18 protein-coding genes and 1 tRNA gene are annotated in these 20,969 nt (G+C 47.5%); 7 read left to right on the top strand and 12 right to left on the bottom strand.

Going from position 1 to position 20,969, the window contains the following annotated elements:
* Nucleotides 1-102: 102 nt before the first annotated feature.
* Nucleotides 103-1,005 carry a hydroxymethylbilane synthase gene (gene hemC, locus SH451x_RS01315; protein ID WP_479360482.1) on the bottom strand — a complete coding sequence of 301 codons (903 nt, stop codon included), beginning with the start codon at nucleotides 1,003-1,005 and terminating at the stop codon, nucleotides 103-105.
* A 253-nt stretch (nucleotides 1,006-1,258) separates the two neighbouring features.
* Between hemC and gap the strand changes: the two genes are divergently transcribed.
* The 6 genes from gap (at nucleotide 1,259) to SH451x_RS01285 (ending at nucleotide 5,544) form a co-directional block, all read left to right on the top strand.
* Nucleotides 1,259-2,260, top strand: coding sequence for a type I glyceraldehyde-3-phosphate dehydrogenase (gene gap / locus SH451x_RS01310; protein ID WP_479360481.1), 1,002 nt, complete (start codon nucleotides 1,259-1,261; stop codon nucleotides 2,258-2,260).
* A 236-nt stretch (nucleotides 2,261-2,496) separates the two neighbouring features.
* Nucleotides 2,497-2,862 carry a preQ(1) synthase gene (gene queF / locus SH451x_RS01305; protein ID WP_479360480.1) on the top strand — a complete coding sequence of 122 codons (366 nt, stop codon included), beginning with the start codon at nucleotides 2,497-2,499 and terminating at the stop codon, nucleotides 2,860-2,862.
* 2 nt (nucleotides 2,863-2,864) lie between these two features.
* The gene (locus SH451x_RS01300; protein ID WP_479360479.1) at nucleotides 2,865-3,854 is read left to right on the top strand and encodes a sugar phosphate isomerase/epimerase family protein; all 990 of its coding nucleotides are present in this window, start codon (nucleotides 2,865-2,867) and stop codon (nucleotides 3,852-3,854) included.
* Nucleotides 3,855-3,949: 95 nt separating this feature from the next.
* Nucleotides 3,950-4,021, top strand: a tRNA-Gln gene (locus tag SH451x_RS01295).
* Between the two features lie 135 nt (nucleotides 4,022-4,156).
* Complete coding sequence (locus SH451x_RS01290) at nucleotides 4,157-4,531, top strand: TerB family tellurite resistance protein (RefSeq protein WP_479360478.1); 375 nt, start codon at nucleotides 4,157-4,159, stop codon at nucleotides 4,529-4,531.
* A 62-nt stretch (nucleotides 4,532-4,593) separates the two neighbouring features.
* Nucleotides 4,594-5,544, top strand: coding sequence for a PP2C family protein-serine/threonine phosphatase (locus SH451x_RS01285; protein WP_479360477.1), 951 nt, complete (start codon nucleotides 4,594-4,596; stop codon nucleotides 5,542-5,544).
* A 14-nt stretch (nucleotides 5,545-5,558) separates the two neighbouring features.
* On the opposite strand, the gene SH451x_RS01280 is transcribed toward SH451x_RS01285, so the two are convergent.
* Both SH451x_RS01280 and SH451x_RS01275 read right to left on the bottom strand, forming a co-directional pair.
* The gene (locus SH451x_RS01280) at nucleotides 5,559-6,947 is read right to left on the bottom strand and encodes a UDP-glucose 6-dehydrogenase (RefSeq protein ID WP_479360476.1); all 1,389 of its coding nucleotides are present in this window, start codon (nucleotides 6,945-6,947) and stop codon (nucleotides 5,559-5,561) included.
* 168 nt (nucleotides 6,948-7,115) lie between these two features.
* Nucleotides 7,116-8,531 carry an O-antigen ligase family protein gene (locus SH451x_RS01275; protein ID WP_479360475.1) on the bottom strand — a complete coding sequence of 472 codons (1,416 nt, stop codon included), beginning with the start codon at nucleotides 8,529-8,531 and terminating at the stop codon, nucleotides 7,116-7,118.
* 380 nt (nucleotides 8,532-8,911) lie between these two features.
* Here SH451x_RS01275 and SH451x_RS01270 point away from each other — a divergent pair, with 380 nt between their 5' ends.
* The gene (locus SH451x_RS01270) at nucleotides 8,912-11,212 is read left to right on the top strand and encodes an exopolysaccharide transport family protein (protein WP_479360473.1); all 2,301 of its coding nucleotides are present in this window, start codon (nucleotides 8,912-8,914) and stop codon (nucleotides 11,210-11,212) included.
* 188 nt (nucleotides 11,213-11,400) lie between these two features.
* Here SH451x_RS01270 and SH451x_RS01265 read toward each other — a convergent pair whose 3' ends face one another.
* From SH451x_RS01265 to SH451x_RS01225, 9 genes are all read right to left on the bottom strand, one after another.
* Entirely contained in the window at nucleotides 11,401-12,384 is a 984-nt protein-coding gene (locus SH451x_RS01265) for an O-antigen ligase family protein (RefSeq protein WP_479360471.1), read from the bottom strand.
* A gap of 412 nt (nucleotides 12,385-12,796) precedes the next feature.
* On the bottom strand, nucleotides 12,797-13,609 hold the full coding sequence (locus SH451x_RS01260; RefSeq protein WP_479360470.1) for an O-antigen ligase family protein: 813 nt from the start codon (nucleotides 13,607-13,609) through the stop codon (nucleotides 12,797-12,799).
* A 499-nt stretch (nucleotides 13,610-14,108) separates the two neighbouring features.
* Nucleotides 14,109-15,173: a polysaccharide pyruvyl transferase family protein gene (locus tag SH451x_RS01255; RefSeq protein ID WP_479360469.1), complete on the bottom strand. Its 1,065-nt coding sequence runs from the start codon at nucleotides 15,171-15,173 to the stop codon at nucleotides 14,109-14,111.
* 27 nt (nucleotides 15,174-15,200) lie between these two features.
* Nucleotides 15,201-16,025, bottom strand: a complete 825-nt coding sequence (locus tag SH451x_RS01250; RefSeq protein ID WP_479360468.1) for a sulfotransferase family protein — start codon at nucleotides 16,023-16,025, stop codon at nucleotides 15,201-15,203.
* A gap of 3 nt (nucleotides 16,026-16,028) precedes the next feature.
* Nucleotides 16,029-17,117: a hypothetical protein gene (locus tag SH451x_RS01245; RefSeq protein ID WP_479360467.1), complete on the bottom strand. Its 1,089-nt coding sequence runs from the start codon at nucleotides 17,115-17,117 to the stop codon at nucleotides 16,029-16,031.
* A gap of 89 nt (nucleotides 17,118-17,206) precedes the next feature.
* Entirely contained in the window at nucleotides 17,207-17,746 is a 540-nt protein-coding gene (locus SH451x_RS01240; RefSeq protein WP_479360465.1) for a D-glycero-alpha-D-manno-heptose-1,7-bisphosphate 7-phosphatase, read from the bottom strand.
* 12 nt (nucleotides 17,747-17,758) lie between these two features.
* On the bottom strand, nucleotides 17,759-18,832 hold the full coding sequence (locus tag SH451x_RS01235) for an SIS domain-containing protein (RefSeq protein ID WP_479360464.1): 1,074 nt from the start codon (nucleotides 18,830-18,832) through the stop codon (nucleotides 17,759-17,761).
* 9 nt (nucleotides 18,833-18,841) lie between these two features.
* Nucleotides 18,842-19,966 carry a glycosyltransferase family 9 protein gene (locus SH451x_RS01230; RefSeq protein WP_479360462.1) on the bottom strand — a complete coding sequence of 375 codons (1,125 nt, stop codon included), beginning with the start codon at nucleotides 19,964-19,966 and terminating at the stop codon, nucleotides 18,842-18,844.
* Nucleotides 19,963-20,967 carry a bifunctional heptose 7-phosphate kinase/heptose 1-phosphate adenyltransferase gene (locus tag SH451x_RS01225; RefSeq protein WP_479360461.1) on the bottom strand — a complete coding sequence of 335 codons (1,005 nt, stop codon included), beginning with the start codon at nucleotides 20,965-20,967 and terminating at the stop codon, nucleotides 19,963-19,965. The genes SH451x_RS01230 and SH451x_RS01225 overlap by 4 nt, the downstream gene beginning before the upstream one ends.
* Between the last annotated feature and the right edge of the window lie 2 nt (nucleotides 20,968-20,969).

Genomic DNA, 20,969 nt, shown 5'->3' with positions numbered 1-20,969 from the left:
CGAACCAACTCGTATCGACCTTTGAGATTCAAAAACCACAGAGACAAAACTCGCGTTTGCGCAAGTGCGACGCGAAACCGAGACATTCTCGACAAAGACAGGTTAGAGCAGCTCCGCAGCACCCTGGCTTCGCAGTCGATCTGCCACCACCAGCCCGAGCTGCGTTCCGTCAAAGTCCGCGTCGATCACGCGTGTCACCTCGGCCTCTAAACATTGCGAGCCATCCGTTGATAGCAATCGAGCTTCGAGTCGCAAGCTATGCTCCTGCCAAACTGCATGTACTCCCATGGGAGCTAGGCAGCCAGCCTGAAGTTCTCGCAGCACTGTTCGCTCGGCCGATACAGCCTGCCAAGTCTGTTCGTCATTGAGCTTTTTGAGGACATCGAATATTTTTTCGTCGTCATCTCGGCACTCAAGCCCTAGGGCAGCTTGCCCAACTGCGGGCAGCATTTCTTCTGGGGTGAAATACTTCCTGATGTGCGACTGTAGGCCCAAGCGATGGAGGCCCGCTGCCGCAAGTATGATTGCATCGTACTCGCCCACTTGTTGTTTCCGGATTCTCGTCTCAACGTTGCCGCGAATTGACGCTAACTTGAGATCAGGCCTGAGTCGCAGGAGTTGAGCTATTCTGCGTGGAGATCCGGTTCCAACAGTTGCACCCAACGGCAAGTCTTGTATTCTCGCATAACGATCACTCAGAAAACAATCGCGAGCATCCTCGCGTTTGGGCGATGCCGCCACGACCAAGCCATCGACCTTAGTGGTTGGAAGATCCTTAAGCGAATGGACGGCAACATCGCAGCGCCGGTCCAGCAGAGCACGCTGGATCGCTTTTGTGAAAACCCCGACACCGGCAGATTGCGTAAGTGGTCCGGTAGATACGTCGCCATCTGTGACCAGCCACACGAGCTCCACTTCGCATCCGATGTCGCGCAGCAAGCCCGCAACGTAGTTTGCTTGCCACTTAGCCAGTTCGCTTTGACGCGATCCGATCCTAATTTTCATCTTGATATTTTTGAAATTATTGAAACGGGGCACCGATGCCGTTGTCCGACGCAACGTCTCCTGCGGCAACAATAGGAAGGATTTACGCCGCAGTAGAGGCCCTTACTTTCACAGCAAATGGCGTCTGACAGCTAGTAAGGCAAGACGTTTTGTAAGTTCAAGCCGCGGGGCGTTGTTCGGGGACGCTAACGCAAGTATACTTCGCCGCAAATTGCATTCTTCAGATAGTAAGCCTTTGGGAGTTTATCGCAACGTGGGTACAAAAGTCGGGATCAACGGTTTTGGTCGAATTGGACGCATGGTTTTTCGCGCCGCCGTGCAAAACTTTGGCAGCGATATCGAAATCGTCGGCATTAACGACCTATTGGAGCCAGACTACCTGGCTTACATGCTGAAGTATGACAGTGTGCATGGCCGATTCCGCGGCGAAATCGCAGTCGACGGCAACACACTTGTCGTAAACGGCAAGAAGATTCGTCTTACTGCAGAGCGTGATCCAGCCGCATTGAAGTGGGGCGATGTCGGAGCAGACGTGGTAATTGAATCCACAGGCCTGTTCCTAACGCTTGACACTTGCCAAAAGCACTTGGACGCTGGTGCTAAGAAAGTCATCCAGAGTGCACCAAGCAAGGACGAGACCCCAATGTTTGTTTACGGCGTCAACCACGACACCTACGACGGACAAGCGATTATCAGCAATGCGTCGTGTACCACCAACTGCTTGGCTCCGCTTGCGAAAGTCTTGCATGACAAATACGGCATCAAGCGCGGCCTGATGACCACGGTGCATGCGGCCACTGCGACGCAGAAGACGGTGGACGGCCCAAGCAATAAGGATTGGCGCGGCGGACGCGGAATTTTGGAAAACATCATTCCAAGTTCTACCGGTGCAGCCAAGGCGGTTGGAAAAGTCATTCCGTCGCTGAACAAGAAACTCACTGGCATGGCTTTCCGCGTTCCAACTTCCGATGTTTCCGTAGTCGATTTGACGGTTGATTTGAACAAAGAAACGACCTACGAAGACATCTGTGCAACGATGAAATCGGCCAGCGAAGGCGCGCTGAAGGGAGTTCTTGGATACACCGAAGATAAGGTGGTTGCTACGGATTTCCGAGGCGAAGCTTGCACGAGTGTTTTCGATGCCGAAGCCGGCATTATGCTCGATTCGACTTTCGCCAAACTTGTCGCTTGGTACGACAATGAATGGGGTTACTCGAACAAGGTTTGCGAGATGGTGCGCGTTATCAGCAAGTAACGCGTCGCTCTTTCCTTAAACTTACAATATCGCTTGGTTATTTAACCAAGCGTTTTTTTATGCATTGATCAGCTTTTGATCCGACCGATAATAGGCCCGAACGCTTTGCCCTCAACTCTGCTCTGGCTGTAAGTCTACGAGTTGTATTGACAATACAGAGTGCACCTTAGGGTTCACGCTGGCAGGCTCTTCGGTCCCATGTGCTTCCGTAACCGTCTTTAACCCTATCGATTCGTATGACAACCGGCACTCCCTTTCAAGATCAGCTAGAATGTTTTGACAATTCGTTTCCCGACCGGCCTTATCGGATCGAGATCAATTGCCCTGAGTTTACGTCTATGTGCCCTAAGACAGGGCAGCCTGATTTTGGTACGCTAGTCTTTGACTATGTCCCAAGCAAGTTGTGTGTGGAACTGAAGAGCCTAAAGCTATACCTTCAGAAATTCCGCAATGAAGGAATCTTTTACGAGAATGTCACCAATCGCATTGCCAACGATTTCATAGAGATCGTCAAACCGCGGTCCCTAACACTCAAGAGCATTTGGGGTCCGCGTGGCGGCATTTCGTCAACGATAACAATTGAATACAAGGAAGCGTCATAAACATGCCGAAGCCAACCCTGCTTCTGTCGGGATTCGCCGATGAGACCGATCATTTGAAGCGAGCCGAGCATCAGTTCAACGCGTTTGCTGCTCTAGGGCTCAAGCAACTCACCTTGCGATTTATTGATGCAGGGCAGGGCATCAAGAATGTCATGCAGTTGAGCGAAGCGGAAGTAAAGTTGGTAAAAAAGTGGCTTGAAGAGTACGGCCTGGCAGTTTCTTCCATCGGGTCGCCGATCGGCAAAGTAAAATTGCGAGATGTAAATGATGGCACGAGCAACCGTTTTGTGCCGTTTCCACATTACTTGGAACATGAGGTGAAACGGGCCTGCGAACTGGCTTGCGAGTTCGACTCGAAGCTCCTGCGCGGTTTCTCGTTCTACCACCCAAAAGGCAGCAGCATCGACGACCATCTTTCGGAAGCCATCGATCAATTGGGTGAGATCGCAAGCTTGGTTGACACCTACGGCCTTACCTATGGTTTGGAAGTCGAAGCGAATCTTGTCGGGCAGACTGGCAAGCTGCTAGGACAGATGCACCAAGCCATCGATCATCCTGCGATTGTATTAATTTTTGACGGAGCAAATCTTGTTTGCCAAGGAATGAAATCGGAGCAGGTTTACGAAGAGTACTTGGCGATGAAAGATGGCCTAGGTTGGATTCACATCAAAGACTACCGAGCGCCTTCGCAGCGCAGCACGCATGTTGACGAAGACTCATTGAAGAATTTCGTACCGTCGGACTGTGGAGATACCGGCCACGAAGCGATACTTCGAGACTTAAAATTGTCACTGCCGGCGATTCAGCAGCGCATGCAAAAACGCGGGGTGGCGGGCGTGTATGCAGACCTGGAGCCTCACGTCAAAGGCGGCGGTCAATTTGGTGGCTTTAGTGGGCCGGATGGATTTGGCGTGGCCCTTCGCAGCTTTTGCCGCGTCCTGGACTACGTTGGCATCGACTATGATTTGCGACAATTTGGCGAGCTGGTCTAATTTGCCGCTTGGACTTTGCGCGATAAGCTAGTTGACGTAAGGCGACGGCGTCGATAGCCTTTTTGTTGACTAGTAAAGATCAGCGTGGAACACCTAGGGGTGTGGTGTAATTGGTAGCACGACAGATTCTGACTCTGTTAGTTGGGGTTCGAGTCCCTACACCCCTATTTTGATATTAATGCGATTAAGCCGTGGCGACGAGTGCATTCCCAGTTCTCAAATGGTTTCGCCGTTTATGACCATCTGCGAACTCGATCTGAACTGACCGTTTTAAGACATGAACTAGGCTGGGACTACCTCGTATGGAACGCATTGAACAGCTGAAAAACTTGATCGTAATGGCCGCGGTTGATGGCAAGTTATCTGAGGAAGAGATCAACTTTCTTGCAGAACGCTGTCACGAGTTTGGATTGTCGCAAGAAGAATTTCAGTCCGCGTTCACCGAAGCGACCAGTAAAGACGCTCAGCTTTCAATTCCAACGGAACACGCAGAAAAAACTGAGTTACTGAGGGACTTGCTGCGGATGATGGCGGCCGATGGCCAATTGAGTGATACTGAGAAGCGTCTGTTCGCGCTTGCTTCGGTCCGCATGAAAATTGATCGTGTCGAAATTGATGAACTCATCGATCAATTGCTCTCCAGTCAGCAAACAATCGACGACCCGCCGCTGCTTTAGCGAGCCTGCGATTGAGTCTGTTTTGGCCCCGATGGCTTCTCTTCTGTAACTGATTGGAATTTATGCTTGGAAAAATGGACTGCAGCGGAGCGACGCATATTGGGTTGGCTCGGCAAAGCAACGAAGACAATTTTTTAATTGCCGACATCTGTAAGTCGATTCGCATCCTAAGCACCAGCCAGGGCATGGGTCACGAGACGCGTTTGTTCGGTCATAGCCAAGGCGTTGTAATGCTGGTGGCTGATGGCATGGGCGGGCACGAAGCAGGGGAACGAGCAAGCCAATTGGTTGTTGACAGCGTCGTGAACTTCGTACTCAATGAACTTCACTGGTCGGCGTTCGACGAGCACTCTCATCCACACGTCGAAAACATCTTGAAGAGGAGCGTTTACGCAGCACATCAGAAGCTTGCCGACGATGCCGCTTCGACTCCACAGCGTGCAGGAATGGGAACAACGCTGACGATGATGTTAGTCCACTGGCCCGTCGCCTATGTGGTACACATTGGTGATTCTCGGTGCTACTTACAAAGGCAAGGCGAATTCAAGCTACTAACACGAGACCACACTGTTGACCAGTTGCGATCGGATCTTGCATCAGGAAATGCAACAGCGGAGCAGATGCAACGATTCTCCGACGTGCAGTGGAGCACGATTCACACTGGCGAAGCTTTGTGGAACGTCATAGCGACCAACGCGGAAGATATCCAGCCTGAGGTGCAGCGACTGGAGCTTAAGCTAGGAGATTCGATTCTGCTATGTTCCGATGGCCTAATTCGCCATGTAGAAGACGCGGAGATTTCCGAATTCTTAGTTCAGCCGACTTCCGCCGAAGCGACTTGCCAAAAGCTCATTGAGCTAGCGAACGACCGCGGTGGTAGCGACAACACTACGGTAATCGTCGCGAAGTTCTTGGACAGCACGAATGCATTAGCTGGAATGGCTGAGACAGGAATTATGCTGCCAGCGACATTGGATGAAGACACAAACGAATTCGCATCGCCATACAAGTAGCAATTGCTGGCTTGTTAATTCTTTCCAATCGCGTGTACTTCGAATCCGATCGCACGAAGTTTTCGATGGTCTAGAACATTTCGGCCATCGAAGACGAACGCGGGCCGATACATCGCTTGGAAAATCTTGTCATAGTCGTATGACTTGAATTCGTCCCATTCCGTAACAGCAGCAATAGCATGAGCACCTTCGACGGCAGTATAGGCCGATTTTTCGATCACGATATTGCGATCTAACAAGAGTTTGTCTTTTTTCGAAAGTTCGCCGTTGCTGTCTTGCAAAACATGCTGCAGATCTTGGACTATCTGCTCTTTTCCAACTTGTGGATCGTAGATGTGCAGTCTGGCTTGCTCTCGAAGCAGATCACGACAAAGATAGATTGCAGCGGATTCACGCGTATCGTTTGTGTCTTTCTTGAACGCCCATCCCCAGATCGCAATTCTCTTGTCCGAAACGGTATTGAACAGCGTTTTGACGATCTTTTCGGAGAATCGTCGCTTCTGGTAGTCATTCATAACAACGACTTGCTCCCAATACGCAGCGACTTCCTTCAGTCCGAAATGTTCGCACAGATAGACTAAATTCAGAATGTCTTTTTGGAAGCAGCTGCCACCAAACCCGATTGAGGCTTTTAGAAACTTTGGCCCTATGCGCGAATCGGTACCAATAGCGCGTGACACTTCGTCTACGTCGGCACCAGTTGCTTCGCACAAAGCGGAGATTGCGTTGATCGACGAGACGCGTTGGGCCAGGAAAGCATTCGCGGTAAGCTTCGAAAGCTCACTGCTCCATAGATTGGTCGTTAAGATTCTCTCTCGCGGAATCCATTGTTCGTAAACGGACGCCAGCGTTGAGATAGCAGACGGCGACTCGCCTCCAATTAGTACACGGTCGGGAGCTAGCAGATCCTGCACCGCCGTGCCCTCAGCGAGAAACTCAGGATTGCTGAGGACATCAAATGTGGCTCCATTGCCCGTCGAGCTCAGTATGCGCTTGACCGCTTCCGCAGTTCGAACGGGCAGTGTCGACTTTTCCACAACGATCTTGTGACCGGTAGAAACTTTCGCGATTTGCCGAGCGCACTTTTCGACAAACTCGAGATTTGCGGCCCGTCCAGCACCGATGCCAAACGTTTTTGTCGGTGTGTTGACGGAGATGAAGACGATGTCTGCTTCGCTGATCGATTCATCTACGGCAGTGGTAAAGAAGAGGTTGCGACCACGCGATTCGCGAACGACTTCGTCCAGTCCAGGCTCGTAAACCGGAAGCTCGTCGGAGTTCCACGCGGCAATGCGTTTCTCATTTAAGTCGACAACTTTGACTTGGATGGTAGGACATTTTTTGGCGATCATCGCCATCGTCGGCCCACCGACATAGCCAGCACCAATACAACAGATTTTCATATGATTTCGATGAGAAAAGGCATTTGGACAGTCGTGATTAGTATAGCTCGATTCCCGATTCTCCATAGGGAAAATCGTACGCCTCATCAAATGCTACGCAGTTTATGAAAAAGCAGATAGCGCTATTAATCCTTACGATCTTTACAATCGTCACGAGGAGCCTATATTTTAGACTGCCAGTTCTTCTGAAGGGAGGAGTAATTGCCTTGGCTTCCCATACTGGTGGATGTGCATTAGTCCGCTGCTTATCCCAAAAAACCATATCGTAGGAAATCCAATTTCGTACGGCATCCACACCGTGAACAACACGAACAGGTTTGCCATCAACACAGCCGCTAGACAACTCGCGAAGGCCTGCAGACTTGTTCCTCGATACTTGTCAGCGAGGCACACAAATTGCCCGACAACGATGAGACAGGCAGCCAAAAAAATAGTGATTCCTACGTAGCCGAAACGAAGCGTAAATAAAACATAAGTATTATCGATGTACTTGGTCTTCTTGAGCGTTGCAACCTCGCGCGGGCCGACAGGCACATTTATAGGAAATCCAGAAACAGCGTCGGTGCCAAAACCAATCAGCCCGCTACGGCGCAACGCAATTCTGTATACTTCGAGAATGTTTAGGCGGTTTCTGGTTCCGCTGTGCTCGATCGATGTTCCATCGACTTCAATTAGATCTGCACGCGCTCGGCTTACTTCACCTGACCATGATTCCAATTTCTTAATGATGGCTTCTTGCTGCCATATGAGTAAAAAAATTAGCACTGCGGAACTGACGGAAATCGGTAAGCGAGTTTGGCGAAACCTTACAAAGACAAAACAAACTGCTGTCAGGCACATGCCAAGAATCGGTCCTCTTGAACCGGTGCAGATAACCCCTAAGGCGATCGGTAACAAGCAAAACATCCAAGCTGGATGAGCCTTTCGTTTGAAACACTGCAACGTTGCAAACGCCGTAAAGCCTAACAAGTACAATTGCAAGACGCCGAAGTAGATGGGGTGGAACGTCGAACCAAATGCCCGCTTCATACCCCAACGCTCTGCGTTGCGACTAAACCCTTCGGTAGGCCTCTCACCAGCCATCATTTCGAAAAGGTTGATTCTCGCGACACCTTCAATCACGGCGACAATCCCGACCAACACTGCGATCGCTGCAACAACGTAGGGAAACCACCGCAGGTCTGCCGCACTTCGAATAGCCAAACGCCCGGCCACGTAAGGCACCCACCATTCCGCGTAACCATGCGCCAAAACTTTCCACCAAGGACTTCCATGAAAGAGATCACTTGCCAGATGTACAGCTACCAGCGCGAGCATCGCGAGATCCGACGGAACAAGTTTCCACGGAAACCATCGCCCTGGCATCACGCAGTAGGCTACCAAACAACACGTACCAACGGCAAATTTGATGTCGATACCTGAAGCGACCACTGTTCCATTGGGGCTATCTAGCAACCGTAGTATTAGCCATGATGGCATTACGAACGCCAGTGGTATCACGCCCCCCATGGCTAGTTGCGGCGTTTTCGCATAACCGATCAGCAGAAAAAGTCCGGTAAGACCTACAATCAGAACCAGCCACATCCGACTCTACCTTTTGTAGGGATTACAGCGATAAGATTTACGTGAGACTACGGACAACGCGATTCCGAAAATGCCGTCGCGACTTTAATGTAAATCGCTCGGTTAAAGGTCCTGCGCCAAACCCAAAAGGCGTTCAATGGAATCGACGAATCCACAGCTTGGTTCGCGAGCAGTGCAGTACCGTTGACTTCTGACGTCTATCTAGAAAATCACTTCTACCGGCAAAAAATCTGGTAATATATAGAAGAGCAATTGAAGCGTGGAAGGCCATCGAAGCGTCAAGCTTGGATTATATGCTTGCGTAAACGCGTGTAGGGCTAGTATCCAACGCACTGCAATGAAATTTGATTTGGTCCCTAACTATTCGAAAATAGATTCTTATGTCGGAAAAGCCAACCAGTGCTGTTGAGTCGAGCGGGAGTAGAAGAGCAAATTCAAATGAGTTTTCAGTCGATCTACTTGCGATTATCAACCGCCGCAAAATGTTCGTGGCGTCGTCTTGCCTGGCAGGTCTACTTGCCGGTGTTTGCTACTTCATGCTATTAACTCCAACCTATGAGTCAACGGCAAGAATACTTCTTATGCAGAACGATTCTGCGACCATGGCTTCTCAAATGCAACCCGCACAAGGCGGAGTTTCCGAGGACTTACTTGCAACGCATATGGGTTTGCTACAGAGCAAACGGATTGTCGGGAGTGCACTGAAGACAGCGGGTCTTGAAGAGTTGCCATCGATTGTAAAGGAGCTTGACGAAAAGGACACGGCAGCCGACTACGTCATCGATCGATTGTATGTTACGAAAGGCGGCGAAGGATCTGCGCGCGACGCAAGAATTCTGACGTTGTCGTTTCGCCACAAATCTCCCGAAGACGCGGAAATTGTTATTAACGCCATCCTAAACGAATACAAAACCTTTGTCCGATCCAAATTTAACGACATCAATAAGGAAGCCGTTGAGTTAATCCAGAAGGCTCGACTTGAAATCGAAATTGAGATTGAGGAACTCTCGAAAGAGTACCGGAACTTCCGAGCAGAGTCTCCTTTACTCGCCAGTACGGACAATGGCGCAAATGTTTTTGCCATTCGCTATGAAGAGCTCTCGGCCGAGTTATCACAGCTGATGACCAAAATTGATGAAGCCAGTGGAAGACTGGAGTTGGTCAAGACCCAACTGGAACGTATCGATGGTACGAAAAGCCATCAGCTTTCTAAGCTTGCACTTATTGACCAAGTGAATGCTGAGCGTTTGGGAATCCTTGTAACGGTTGAGCGGGGCGAAGCTGCGACGGCTTCATTTCTAGCGCTTCAGCCAGAAAGAGCTGCGGGAGCGCAATCAGAATATACTGGGTTACTTACTCTTAAGGCCAGACTGCGGCAATTCACTGACGAGTTCGGCCCTCAGCATCCCGAAGTAAAAGCAATACAGACGCAAATCAACGAGATGCAGAAGTTTTTCAAAGAACGCGAATCCGTACTTGGGGTAGCCTCGGACCAAGCACCTCTAAAGCCTGACGATGTAATGACGGCCTACATCAGTCTACTTGAAAATGACTTACTAGCGCTTCGTCAACGCAAAACTGACCTCGAGGCCCAGATTGCAGAAGCCGAACTAAAAGCGAAAACGCTGGTGTCATACGAGCTCCGCGATCGTGAGCTTACTCGAGGTCTGACACGGCAAGAGGACCTGTATAATTCGGTGGTTGAGCGGTTACGCGACATCAACATGCAACAAGACTCCTCGAACCTTGTTCAAGAGGTGATTGAGGAACCCGAAGTTGGCGAAAAGGTTTCCCCCAATCCTCCGATTGCAGTCGCTGTTACAATTTTAGTAAGCTTGCTGCTCAGCACAAGCTCGGTATTGTTTGCCGAGCTGTCTGACAAACGAATCCATTCCTCGGAGGACTTAGAAGCAATATATTCAAGCAAGGTTATCAGCCACATTCCTGATTTCGAAAAAGACGCGGAGACTCATAAGCTTCTTAATAAGATTTCAGCCGAGAAGCCCCAAGAATCAGCCACAGTGATTGCGCTACATGCGCCAAAATCCCATGTGAGTGAAGCATACCGCGGCATACGAACCCAATTACTTTTCAAATCAAAGAACGGGAAGCTGATGATTGCTATCACCAGCCCTAAGCCTGGTGACGGCAAATCCACGACAGCCGCCAATCTAGCGGTCACATTCGCAAGCACGGGCAAGTCTGTGTTATTGATTGACTGCGACATGAGGCGTCCCAACCAAGCGAAATTGTTTGGCTTGAGCGGTCAATGCGGCTTGTCAAACGTTCTTCAGGGCAAATGCACTCTTGATAATGCGTGTATAGCCGGCCCTGTAGCGACTCTCAGGATCTTGCCTGAGTTTGCGCCGCCAGAAAATCCTTCAGAACTCTTGTCACAAGACACGTTTGCGAACTTGCTGGAGGATGCACGTTCAAAGTACGACTATGTGGTTCTTGATTGCCCTCCGGTGCTGCCTGTCTCCGATGCAAGCATTATCGCCCCGCATACCGACGGTCTTGTTCTTGTCACATCTCTTGATGTCGATGGCTCACTTAGCGCAAAACAGTGCAACAAACAGCTTACCGCGGCCAATGCACCGTTAAGCGGAATACTGGTAAATCGCACACCAAAATCGGGCACAGGCTATAGCTACGCGGGGTATGGATACAAAACTTACTAACAGAGTTTCCAGAAACTTCACGTTGCTGGCCTGATTTGAAATTCTGCTTCAAGAACAAATTTACGAAAATCCTGTCGATGAACAAAAGCGTTGGAAAGAGCAACCTAATAAACGCAAAGATCACGATCGGAGCGTTATGCCCAACATCTTGCTAAGCTCGGTCGTCCATCATGTGCCGATTACCTCAATTAAGTGTCGCGTTGTACTATAGCATTCGATAGAACACTTATCCCGCTTACCGATCCTAAAGACCAGATATAGAAAAACCCGAAATCATGTGGCATCCACACTACAAGAATCATTAGAGCGATCCCGAGAATCGCTGAATGCGAAACTATATAGACATGCCAACATCCTGAGGATTTAAGTAGTTGAGCGTTCCTTATCGGAGCAAACGCGAAGATTGTCCAGAAGCAAAAGGCGAACAGTCCTAAATACCCGAAACGCAAAAGCATTAGCAAATACGCGTTGTCAATATACTTAACTCGCTTTATTGTCTGCGCATCCACCTCACCGACGGGTATATTGATAGGAAATCCGGTTGTTGCCGCAGTTCCGAAGCCAATGATTCCGGCCCTTTCAATGGCAATTTTATAGACTTTGACAATCAAAAGCCTGTTTCTCGTACCGCTGAATGCCTCGTTCTTGTTGTCAATAACTACTTGATCTTTCTGCAATCGCGATTCGCCTCCAATTGCTTCCAGTCGCTCTAATGTCGAATCCCAATTCAGTAGAGCTGCACACAGTACGGTTCCAACCAATATCGCACTTAGAGTTGCAATCGATTTACTACGACAGCTTATGCTGTAGATTGTAGTCATTACGTAAGCAACAATCGCGCTACGCGAGCCAGTAGCGAATGTACCAAGAAATGCGAAAAGCCAGCCCCATAGGTGAACTTCATACAGCGAATTTAAATGAACCTTCTTCAATGCCCCAAGTTGGCTCGCGCCAAGAAACACAAAAAGCGCACCGAAGTAGATGGGATGGAGCGTAGGACCGTACGCACGAAAATGCCCCCAGCGCGTTCCATGATGCTTAACTGCCGTTTCCTCAATTGGGCGATTGCAAAACAAATATTCAAAAAAATTTGTTCCCGAGAAGAACTCGACATAAGCGCATACAGCTAACAATATTGCAAAAATTGCACAAACTTTTTGCAGCTTCGACATGTCATCTAGAAATTGAAAAGCAAGCCTTCCACATAAGTAAGGTACCAACCACTCCCCAAGTGGCCTAAGAAACATTTGAATAGATAGTCCTTGATTCGACCAGTCGGATACTACATGTGCCAATATAAGCAAAGTAAGTCCTGCGTCTAAAGGAGTGATTTTTATTGGAAATGTAGCTCCCGGCATAAAGGAGTAACATAGCAAAGCCAATGCTCCGACAGCGACTTTAACGTCGATACCAGAACCAACAATTGTAGACGAAGAAACATCAAAAAGTGGATAGATAATCCATACCGGTATGAGAACGGCTGTTAGAACGGAAACCCCAATTGCAAGCTGCGGTCGTTTCCCAAAAATAGAAATTAGCGCAAAGACCCCAAACAATAGTCCAGTCCAAAGCACTTGCAAATCGCTAATACTCACCATCACTTACACTTTCTCGACTGCAACCGTTTGCTAGCGACAGCCCAACACCCAGAAACGCAGTAGCGGGAAGTCCGAATGCTGGAGCACCGTATGCATGTGCAACCAATGCTGACATCGCGAGAAAAATCGCAATAGCTTTACATGCAACTAGAAGACTATACGCTTCCCATTCGTGCATGTACCAATTCGCTGCTTTCCCTATCTTCACCCAGAGCAACAGCCAAAATGAAGAAATCAGCAACATACCTACCAGCCCTGTCTCCGAGAGGATTTGTATATAGCTATTGTGCGCAGTCAGATGGTGAATCGTTCTTCGCTCACTCCGATTTAAGTATATAAAATACTTCATTCCAGAACGAATATCCTCGTCATTGAATCGCCCAAAACCAGCACCCACCAGCGGGCTCTCAAAGAATAACCGTAGTCCATGTAAGTTCATAGAGACACGACCTAAGATGTTCCATTCAGCGTCGGCGCTTGACCGCTTCATATCTTCTGAAAGTTCATCGCCTGGAGACCATTGTGCTACTTCCGCATGCTCCCTTATGGCTGCAGTTGTGTCGAGAGAAAAGATCGACGTAAGTCGATCTAAAGCGGAACTGGTTGACAACAGGATTATTGAAGTAAGTGCGCAAAGCGCTGCCGCATAGACAGCAATTTTACCCAGGTCGATGCTGTTGAACGCCACATAAAGGCTTGCGATCGCCATAGCCAAAATTGCTGTTCGAGACGAAGCCGCAACAACAGGTATGAATGCCATTGCCGACCAAAACAAATCAAGCTTACGATCACTTATCATCGCGCTCGTGAGGAAGTACAAACTAATCGCTCCGTAAAGCGCTCCGGGCCCGTGATGGGAACGCGTAAGAAACGTGGGCAACTCTGAATGCGGCGAAACCAAAGCAAGGCAAGCGAATGGCAACGTCGCTAGAACAACTACTAAACAGACGAACCTGAGCTTAGGAATTATCGCTGGTCGACTCGATAGACTACAAAACGCAAGAAGTGGAATGTAGTAGATGATTAATCTGCCCTCCGCTCCGTAAAAGTCTGACGTAAGAAAATCTCTCAGCACTATCCCGCCCGTCAATAAACCGCTTGAAAAGCAAAACAACAAAAAAGCAAAAAGGACTGAGAATAATAAATTGAACTTCCGAATAGCGTTTACGGAGATGGTTAAAACCGAGAATCCTAGCAGAAAGGCCAATGCTAATGGGAACTCAGCGGTAGCGGCACTTACAATACAAAGAGCGCTCAAAACGGAAGGCAAATCGAACTCGAATTTGCCTAGTCGTAGTTTAACTAACATCGTTAATTTCCACGCTTAGCAACTCTATGTAATCCCTAAGAACACTTTCTCGGTGCCTAATCAGTTCCTTGTTTTTCTGCTCAATATCAGTCAAGACGTCCTTAACAGCAACTTCTACTTCTTCTTCTTTTTGAATAGATTTGCTCAAAAACCCGCCGACCGTGCTACTTCGATTGTCGTGTCCCAAATGGATGTTAGGGATTCCAATTGAAGATGCAATACCGCAGCCATGGACTCTACTAGAAATCACAAGATCTGAATCTTCTAGTAAACGAGGATAATCGGCAGAATCAAAACTATAACGAACCTTTAATTGACTGAAGTCTCTCTTCGCATCTGCAATCTCATCTATATAATTACAAACAATCTGGTACTCGAAACCAGGAAAAATCGACATTACTTTCGAAAACACAGTGTTTTGAAAATCATAGTGAGATTTGCGAACCGCCTGATACTTCTGTCCACAAAAGCTTGTGTAAACCAGGCTGACTTTGTTTAAAGCGGTAACATTCTTCGTTTTTGCGGCACTGAGCAATGCGGGGCATGGCAAATAGCAAGAGTTAATGCCAAACGTCGCCAATGAGTCTCGCAACTCTCTATTTCGAACAGTCACAATTGCATTTGATAGTACAAGACGTTCGACCTTCTTCAATTTTAAACGTTTATTAGGGCTACCAATACCGAGAAAAAGTATTCTGCCTTTGAACGTTTCGAGTTGGCCGTAAAGATCACGAAGACGACCACCGAACCACCCTGGACTTCCAGCAAACACAACTAGGTCATAGTTACCAATCTCGTGGTACCAACTATGTGAATTGTCGTACTCCGTCAACTTGAGGAAAGAGTCAAACACTCCCGAAAAGTGTTTAATCGATGCTCTTCTTAGAGGATTGAACGAGTCGTACAATCCTCGCACTTGTGGACTCTTATTGTATACTGCTTCTAAATTCGGAACGCCATAGACAGAATTAACAATCCGCCGGCAACCAGCAAGTATAAACTCGTCGCCAGGATTCCATTGCCGAGTTGTTACATACAATACGTTCATACTCATCTATAACCTTTTCTGATGATCAACTTACTATTTTCGCCAGTGATCTAGACGACAATTGAGCATAACCTCAAGTCTCGATACTTCATCGTCAAAATAGTTGGAAAATTTTGCCCGTTGGCTTATGGACAGTCTTGGCTTTGATTGCGTTTCGTACTCTCTATAGAACACTTGAGACCAACGTGAATTTTTCACTCTTCCTACAATATTCGGCAGACCAAACGACCTGAAAGTATTAGCTGATTTTTTTAAGAACAAGGCCAATTTCCTGCTTTTCGCTACAGCAGCACTACGAACCTTTGCATCCCAAGGAAGCGACTCATAGAAAGGTATGTCAAGAAAAGCACAGATTCGTTGTGCCAACTCTCCTGGATGCTTAACCAAGTCCTCAAAGAAGAACACGCCAATATTTTCAGCAGGAAACAGGTTAAAGTAGGTGCTTAGATACTTCGAGTACAGACTTTTTTCAAGAATTTCTGGGCGTGCAATAACACAATCTTCGAACGTCCCACTTAATTCGCCAGAACGTAGAAAGTAGAGATACTGTGAAAAACTACGCTCCAATGGATGTCTTAGAATCGTAACAATCTTGCAGTCAGGTAGGTCCGACTTGATTCGGCTAGCAGCTAGAGATGAATAAAGGTAGTCATGGCAAATTTCGCCAACAACAGGAAATGAACTCCCTTTCTCAAAAAACTTTTCGTACCATGCCATGCCAAAGTCAAAATACCGATCAAAAAAATAGATGTCTTTTGCAATTGGTATGTAAACTGAGCTGTGTGCGCTCAGCACTTCGAAAAGCCAACTCGAACCGCATTTGTCTGGACCGATAAATAGAAAGTTTGGTCGCGTCATAGCTTACGAATTTTCGCTAAGAGTTTGCATGTGAGGTAGTGAGGCGATTTTCATCGATATGATCAATCTTGTCGTCATGCCAATCATACTCGCAACGAGAAGGCTATAGGAATACGCGTATTCTGTGTACTGCGAAATAGTAGATATAGAAATTATTAGTGCCACTATCGAGGCAACCGAACCAAATATCTGAGAACGAACAAAACCAGCACCTATTATGTATGGAGCAAGAAAAGTAGAGATGCTCTGAGATATTATAATAAGTGCAAGTAGACGTGGTTCCACACCTGAAATCAATGAAACGCCGTATATCCATAACTCGAACGTATTTACACAAAAGTAGAGTGTTATGGCTGCAATTGTTCCAATGATACTGCTGAAGAAAAGACCTTTCTTTAGTAGAGTAGAGAGGTCGCTTGTTCGCCTCGCGATGATGAGTACTGCCCTGCCAGCAAGCCCAAGCGGGAGCACAGCGACGAAAGCGAATAGGAAAAAGTGTGTTGCTCGAAGCGTTTCCTCTTCATTTGCGAAAAGCAAAAATAGATATAGGCTTCCTTGAAAGAAGAAGGTGGATACGAATTGGGAAAGGCAGTATGGCATGCCGCTTAAGAACTCTCCGGAAATATTTAATTGAGATTTTTCTAGCTTCACTCCCTTCTGGACAGACAAGCTCACTAGTAAAGACGGCATTGCAGAAATTGCCCAATAGCTAGGATAGAATAAATGAATACCAATTGAGACACAGATTCCACTTAAGATCGTCAGATACCTAGCTGCCTGCTTGCTAGTCCGCATCAGAGATATGAGTCCGACCCCTCTGAGTACAAATAGAAAGAACCATATTTCTAAGATTACAATACTGTCACCACCTTGAAAAAAGGCGAGCCCGGCCATCCCAATAGCAAAAAAAGAGAATCTGATCGCCAAATAGGAAAGAGCACGGTCCAGATAGAGAGATTTTACAACGTAATGCTCTATAGCCCCAAACAGCGCTAGCGTGCTGAAAAAGAAACAGGATTGAAACTCTTTAACTGACTGTGCACCCTGAATTTCATCAATAGCCGATCTCTCTACGCCAATTATTGGTAGCATCAAAAGAATTCGAGTAATTGTGAAACCAAAGTCCAAACTAGCAAACTGGCGGATCAATTTTATCATAAGTACAAGATCGCTCGATTTGCTTAGCACTTACTCTGGCAATTTAAGATGTGTGATTTAATTGCTTGCCAATTTGAAAAGGCATCACACTTCACGTCTTCCAGCTGGCTCGGAGATATTAAAATTGCCCTACAGCCCGCGGCATGCCCCGCTTCTACATCTGAATGTTTGTCACCAATCATATACGATTCAGAGAGGTCGATTCTATAGCGCGCCGCTAGTTCCAGAATCATTTTCGGCGAAGGTTTCCGTCGCGTAGCTTGAATCCCGGGAACGTCCGTACAATAGGCCACATCAGAAACGACGACATCGTGTTCTTTCAGTAGTTCTATAAGCTTGTCGTGAACGAGCCACATATCAGCTTCGGTAAAATAGCCGCGTCCAACTCCCGATTGATTGCTCACGATATAGAGCTCAAATCCGTTCCTACCTATTTCTGCCAAACACTCCCCAACGTGGGGCAAAAGCACAACTTGATCTGGAGACTTCGGATACCCGCAATCCTCCATTATCGTTCCATCCCGATCAAGAAATAGGGCTCTGCGCTGTTTGGGCTCAGTCATTTAAATTCCCGCCTAAACCGATGCTTTGAGACGTTCGACAATTTTGGTCGTGGATACTTCCTCAAAGTTTGGACAGTAACAAATCCGCCCCCCATAGCTTTCCACAATTGATCGTTCTGGAAATTTTTCATCGCCAACGTTTTCGTACTCAGTTCCCTTACAATGAATATCCGGTTTCAACTTCTTGATAATTTCACAAGGATCAGTCGATTCTAACAAGTAGATGAAGTCGACACTTCGAATTGCGCTAAGCATCTTTATTCGTTGTGCTTGGTTTATGATAGGTCGTGATTCGCCTTTATTGATTTTAATCGATGCATCGTCATTGATTCCAACGACCAGTACGTCGGCTTTTGATTTTGCAAATTCGAGACTGGCTACGTGACCGGCGTGCAACAGATCGAAACATCCATTTGTCCAAGCAACTTTTACTTGTGAGTCTTTCCAAAATTTGCGACGGTTAGCGAGCTCGTCGGCGCTTAACAATACAGCACGGGGAATATTGCTCTGTAAAATATGCTCTGTTCTGCCCGTGAAGACCTCGTCAACGCGACCGCAGATGTAATGCCCAACTGCAATATGCATCTCCTGAATTTGACATGTGATGCGAGAGGGAACCTTTACCGTAATATCGCTCACATCATTGCAGTCACCTCCGAGTTCGCCTGTTAGCGCGATTGTTGTAACTCCAAGTGATTTTGCTTTACGAAGTGCATTGATGACATTTTCGGAATTGCCGCTCGTTGAAATACCGATTGCCAAATCACCCGGCTTTGCTAATGCTTGAAGCTGCCTTGAAAATGTTTCAGCATACCCAAAGTCATTAGCGATAGCAGTTATCGCTGATGTATCGGTTGTGAGCGCAACCCCAGCTAACGGCATACGGTTGGTAATAAATCTTCCCGTAAGTTCAGCGGCAATATGTTGTGCATCGCCCGCACTACCACCATTGCCAAACAGCAATATTTTTCGGCCAAGCGCTAGTGTCCTGCATACTTGACTCGCAGCCTTCTCGACGTCTTCGTCAACCCTAGGCATCTCTAGGGATCGCACGCGATCGAAATACTCACTGAAGTTTTTCAGCATCAAAAATCCCTATTTGCTCGATACGGTACAGATTAGCTGATCAACGCTTTCGATCACGCTTTTCACAGTAATTTGAGTCATGATATTTTGTACGGAGTTGGGATGTTCAAAACCTAAATTCAGATACGCGCCTCCGTTTGCAGCATCCACTTCCAAGCTCTTTACTTTTTTTCCGATTGGCCCCCAACGAAGGCCATTTGTTGGCCCGCTCAAACCAATCGTTGGTGTTCCCAATGTAGCAGCTAAATGCATTATGCCTGTATTTACACTGATTACAATTGAAGCACATTGAACAATATAAGCCGTTTCTTCAAGACTGAATTTGCCAGCAATCGATCGAACGAAAGGCGAACCAATATCCGCTTCAAGCGCCTCCGCTTGGGATTTGTCGCTAGGACCACCCGTGATTAGAACCTTTAGCCCCCTGTCTACCAATGCTAGAGCAAGCTCTCTCCAATTCCTTGATGGCCATTCTCGCAAGTCGTTTCGATATCCAGAGGCCCAAGGATGAAAAATGGCATATTCACCATCAATAATCGTTTGAACACGTTCCGCAACATCAGCAGAAATGCGTAATGCAGGCGCCTTAACCTTTGATTTCTCTACAAATGGTTCTATAAGTGCCTCGTAGTTGCGAAGCTCATGCCTGTCGTTTCGATGTGGAATAGGTATGTCGTATGGCAAACTCCGATGTTGGTCAGGCGTATTGAAACCAATTGTCATGCAATCCAATCGGGAATTTGCAACGAATGAGGCAACGCGAGACCATTGATGAGTGTCAATAATTGCTTGGCATTCGACTGCTCGCAGAAGCTTGATGCACTTCCACGGGCTTCGTATTGGAAGTAGAACATCTTTCTGACCAAACTGGATCAGTGGGAGCAAGAATCGATTCTCTGGCGAAACACAAAGAGTGACATCTGAAAACTCTTCAATAAGGGTCCTTACGATTCCAGACGCTAAAATTAAGTCTCCAATAGCCCCTGGGCACAGAACACATACGCTACTTAAACGACTTGACCGCTTTGCGAGAAGCCTTAGCGGCCGTCGTAGACTACCAAGACCGAATACTACAGGAATTCCCACTACTCGATCAAGCTGGCGGGCTTTTGGGTTTCCACGTTCAGATCTCATGTTAGTGCACTTCGTGCTGCTTCCTCTGACTCCAACAATCGCTCCAGAAGCGCCTTACGAGTCACAACAGAAGTTCCAGGCAATTCTACCGCAATACCGCCAGCAAGATTCGCTAAGAAACATGCCTCGGGAAGACTACAGCCCGCCGCCAGCGCCACGACCAAAGCGGAGACAACACTATCCCCTGCTCCAGACACATCATAAACGCGTCTCGCAATCGTAGGAAAAGAGAAAATCTGGTCCATGGAGACCAAAACCATCCCCTTAGCACCTAGCGTTATAATCATATTTGCGATGTCATACTGCCCCATCAGCTTTCGAGCCGAGAGCACCATTTCCTGCATTGATGAGCTATCACATGCACTTAAAACCCTAAATTCACTCTCGTTTGGTGTCACAATCGTAGCGCCAGCATACTTCGCAACACTGCTTCCCTTCGGATCGACAACAACGATTTTACCGCAACTATTTGCTTCACGAATTACTTTCTGACATACCGTAGGTGTAAGTACTCCTTTTGCGTAATCCGATAAAACAATTGCGTCATAATCTCCAACCGAACTCATTGTTGAAAAAATTGATTCTTCTGTTTTCGAATTAATCGGCGATACTGACTCCCGATCTGTTCTCAGAAGTTGCTGGCCTTGCGCAACAAACCTTGTTTTTATAATCGTTGACCGAGAAGGTTCAATCGAAAGACTGGTTTGAAGTCCGAACGCTTGGCAAAGCTTGTTAATAGTTGAAGCTTCTTCGTCTTCGCCTACCACCCCACAAAGTTGAACCTTGCTCCCCATTGACACCATGTTATGTGCAACGTTCGCTGCACCGCCTAGCATAAACTCTCTACGCTCTTCCTGGAAAACAGCCACTGGCGCTTCAGGGGATATGCGCCGAGCATCACCGTACACAAAACAGTCAAGCATCACGTCTCCGAAACACATGATCCGACTTCCAGTCTCAACCTCGTCAAGTTTCTCGGCAATTGAAGCAGACACGCTCATGT

This window comes from Njordella aestuarii, assembly GCF_056494165.1.
This window is presented reverse-complemented; position numbering and strand designations above follow the sequence as displayed.

Excerpts from the sequence above, each read along its gene's own strand:
- SH451x_RS01290 (WP_479360478.1), top strand. The coding sequence starts at position 4,157 with ATGGAACGCATTGAACAGCTGAAAAACTTGATCGTAATGGCCGCGGTT.
- SH451x_RS01240 (WP_479360465.1), bottom strand. The coding sequence starts at position 17,746 with ATGACTGAGCCCAAACAGCGCAGAGCCCTATTTCTTGATCGGGATGGA.
- SH451x_RS01300 (WP_479360479.1), top strand. The coding sequence starts at position 2,865 with ATGCCGAAGCCAACCCTGCTTCTGTCGGGATTCGCCGATGAGACCGAT.
- SH451x_RS01270 (WP_479360473.1), top strand. The coding sequence starts at position 8,912 with ATGTCGGAAAAGCCAACCAGTGCTGTTGAGTCGAGCGGGAGTAGAAGA.
- SH451x_RS01280 (WP_479360476.1), bottom strand. The coding sequence starts at position 6,947 with ATGAAAATCTGTTGTATTGGTGCTGGCTATGTCGGTGGGCCGACGATG.
- SH451x_RS01225 (WP_479360461.1), bottom strand. The coding sequence starts at position 20,967 with ATGAGCGTGTCTGCTTCAATTGCCGAGAAACTTGACGAGGTTGAGACT.
- SH451x_RS01275 (WP_479360475.1), bottom strand. The coding sequence starts at position 8,531 with ATGTGGCTGGTTCTGATTGTAGGTCTTACCGGACTTTTTCTGCTGATC.
- hemC (WP_479360482.1), bottom strand. The coding sequence starts at position 1,005 with ATGAAAATTAGGATCGGATCGCGTCAAAGCGAACTGGCTAAGTGGCAA.
- SH451x_RS01250 (WP_479360468.1), bottom strand. The coding sequence starts at position 16,025 with ATGACGCGACCAAACTTTCTATTTATCGGTCCAGACAAATGCGGTTCG.
- SH451x_RS01285 (WP_479360477.1), top strand. The coding sequence starts at position 4,594 with ATGCTTGGAAAAATGGACTGCAGCGGAGCGACGCATATTGGGTTGGCT.
- SH451x_RS01235 (WP_479360464.1), bottom strand. The coding sequence starts at position 18,832 with ATGCTGAAAAACTTCAGTGAGTATTTCGATCGCGTGCGATCCCTAGAG.
- queF (WP_479360480.1), top strand. The coding sequence starts at position 2,497 with ATGACAACCGGCACTCCCTTTCAAGATCAGCTAGAATGTTTTGACAAT.
- SH451x_RS01265 (WP_479360471.1), bottom strand. The coding sequence starts at position 12,384 with ATGTCGAAGCTGCAAAAAGTTTGTGCAATTTTTGCAATATTGTTAGCT.
- SH451x_RS01260 (WP_479360470.1), bottom strand. The coding sequence starts at position 13,609 with ATGATAAGTGATCGTAAGCTTGATTTGTTTTGGTCGGCAATGGCATTC.
- SH451x_RS01255 (WP_479360469.1), bottom strand. The coding sequence starts at position 15,173 with ATGAGTATGAACGTATTGTATGTAACAACTCGGCAATGGAATCCTGGC.
- SH451x_RS01245 (WP_479360467.1), bottom strand. The coding sequence starts at position 17,117 with ATGCTACCAATAATTGGCGTAGAGAGATCGGCTATTGATGAAATTCAG.
- SH451x_RS01230 (WP_479360462.1), bottom strand. The coding sequence starts at position 19,966 with ATGAGATCTGAACGTGGAAACCCAAAAGCCCGCCAGCTTGATCGAGTA.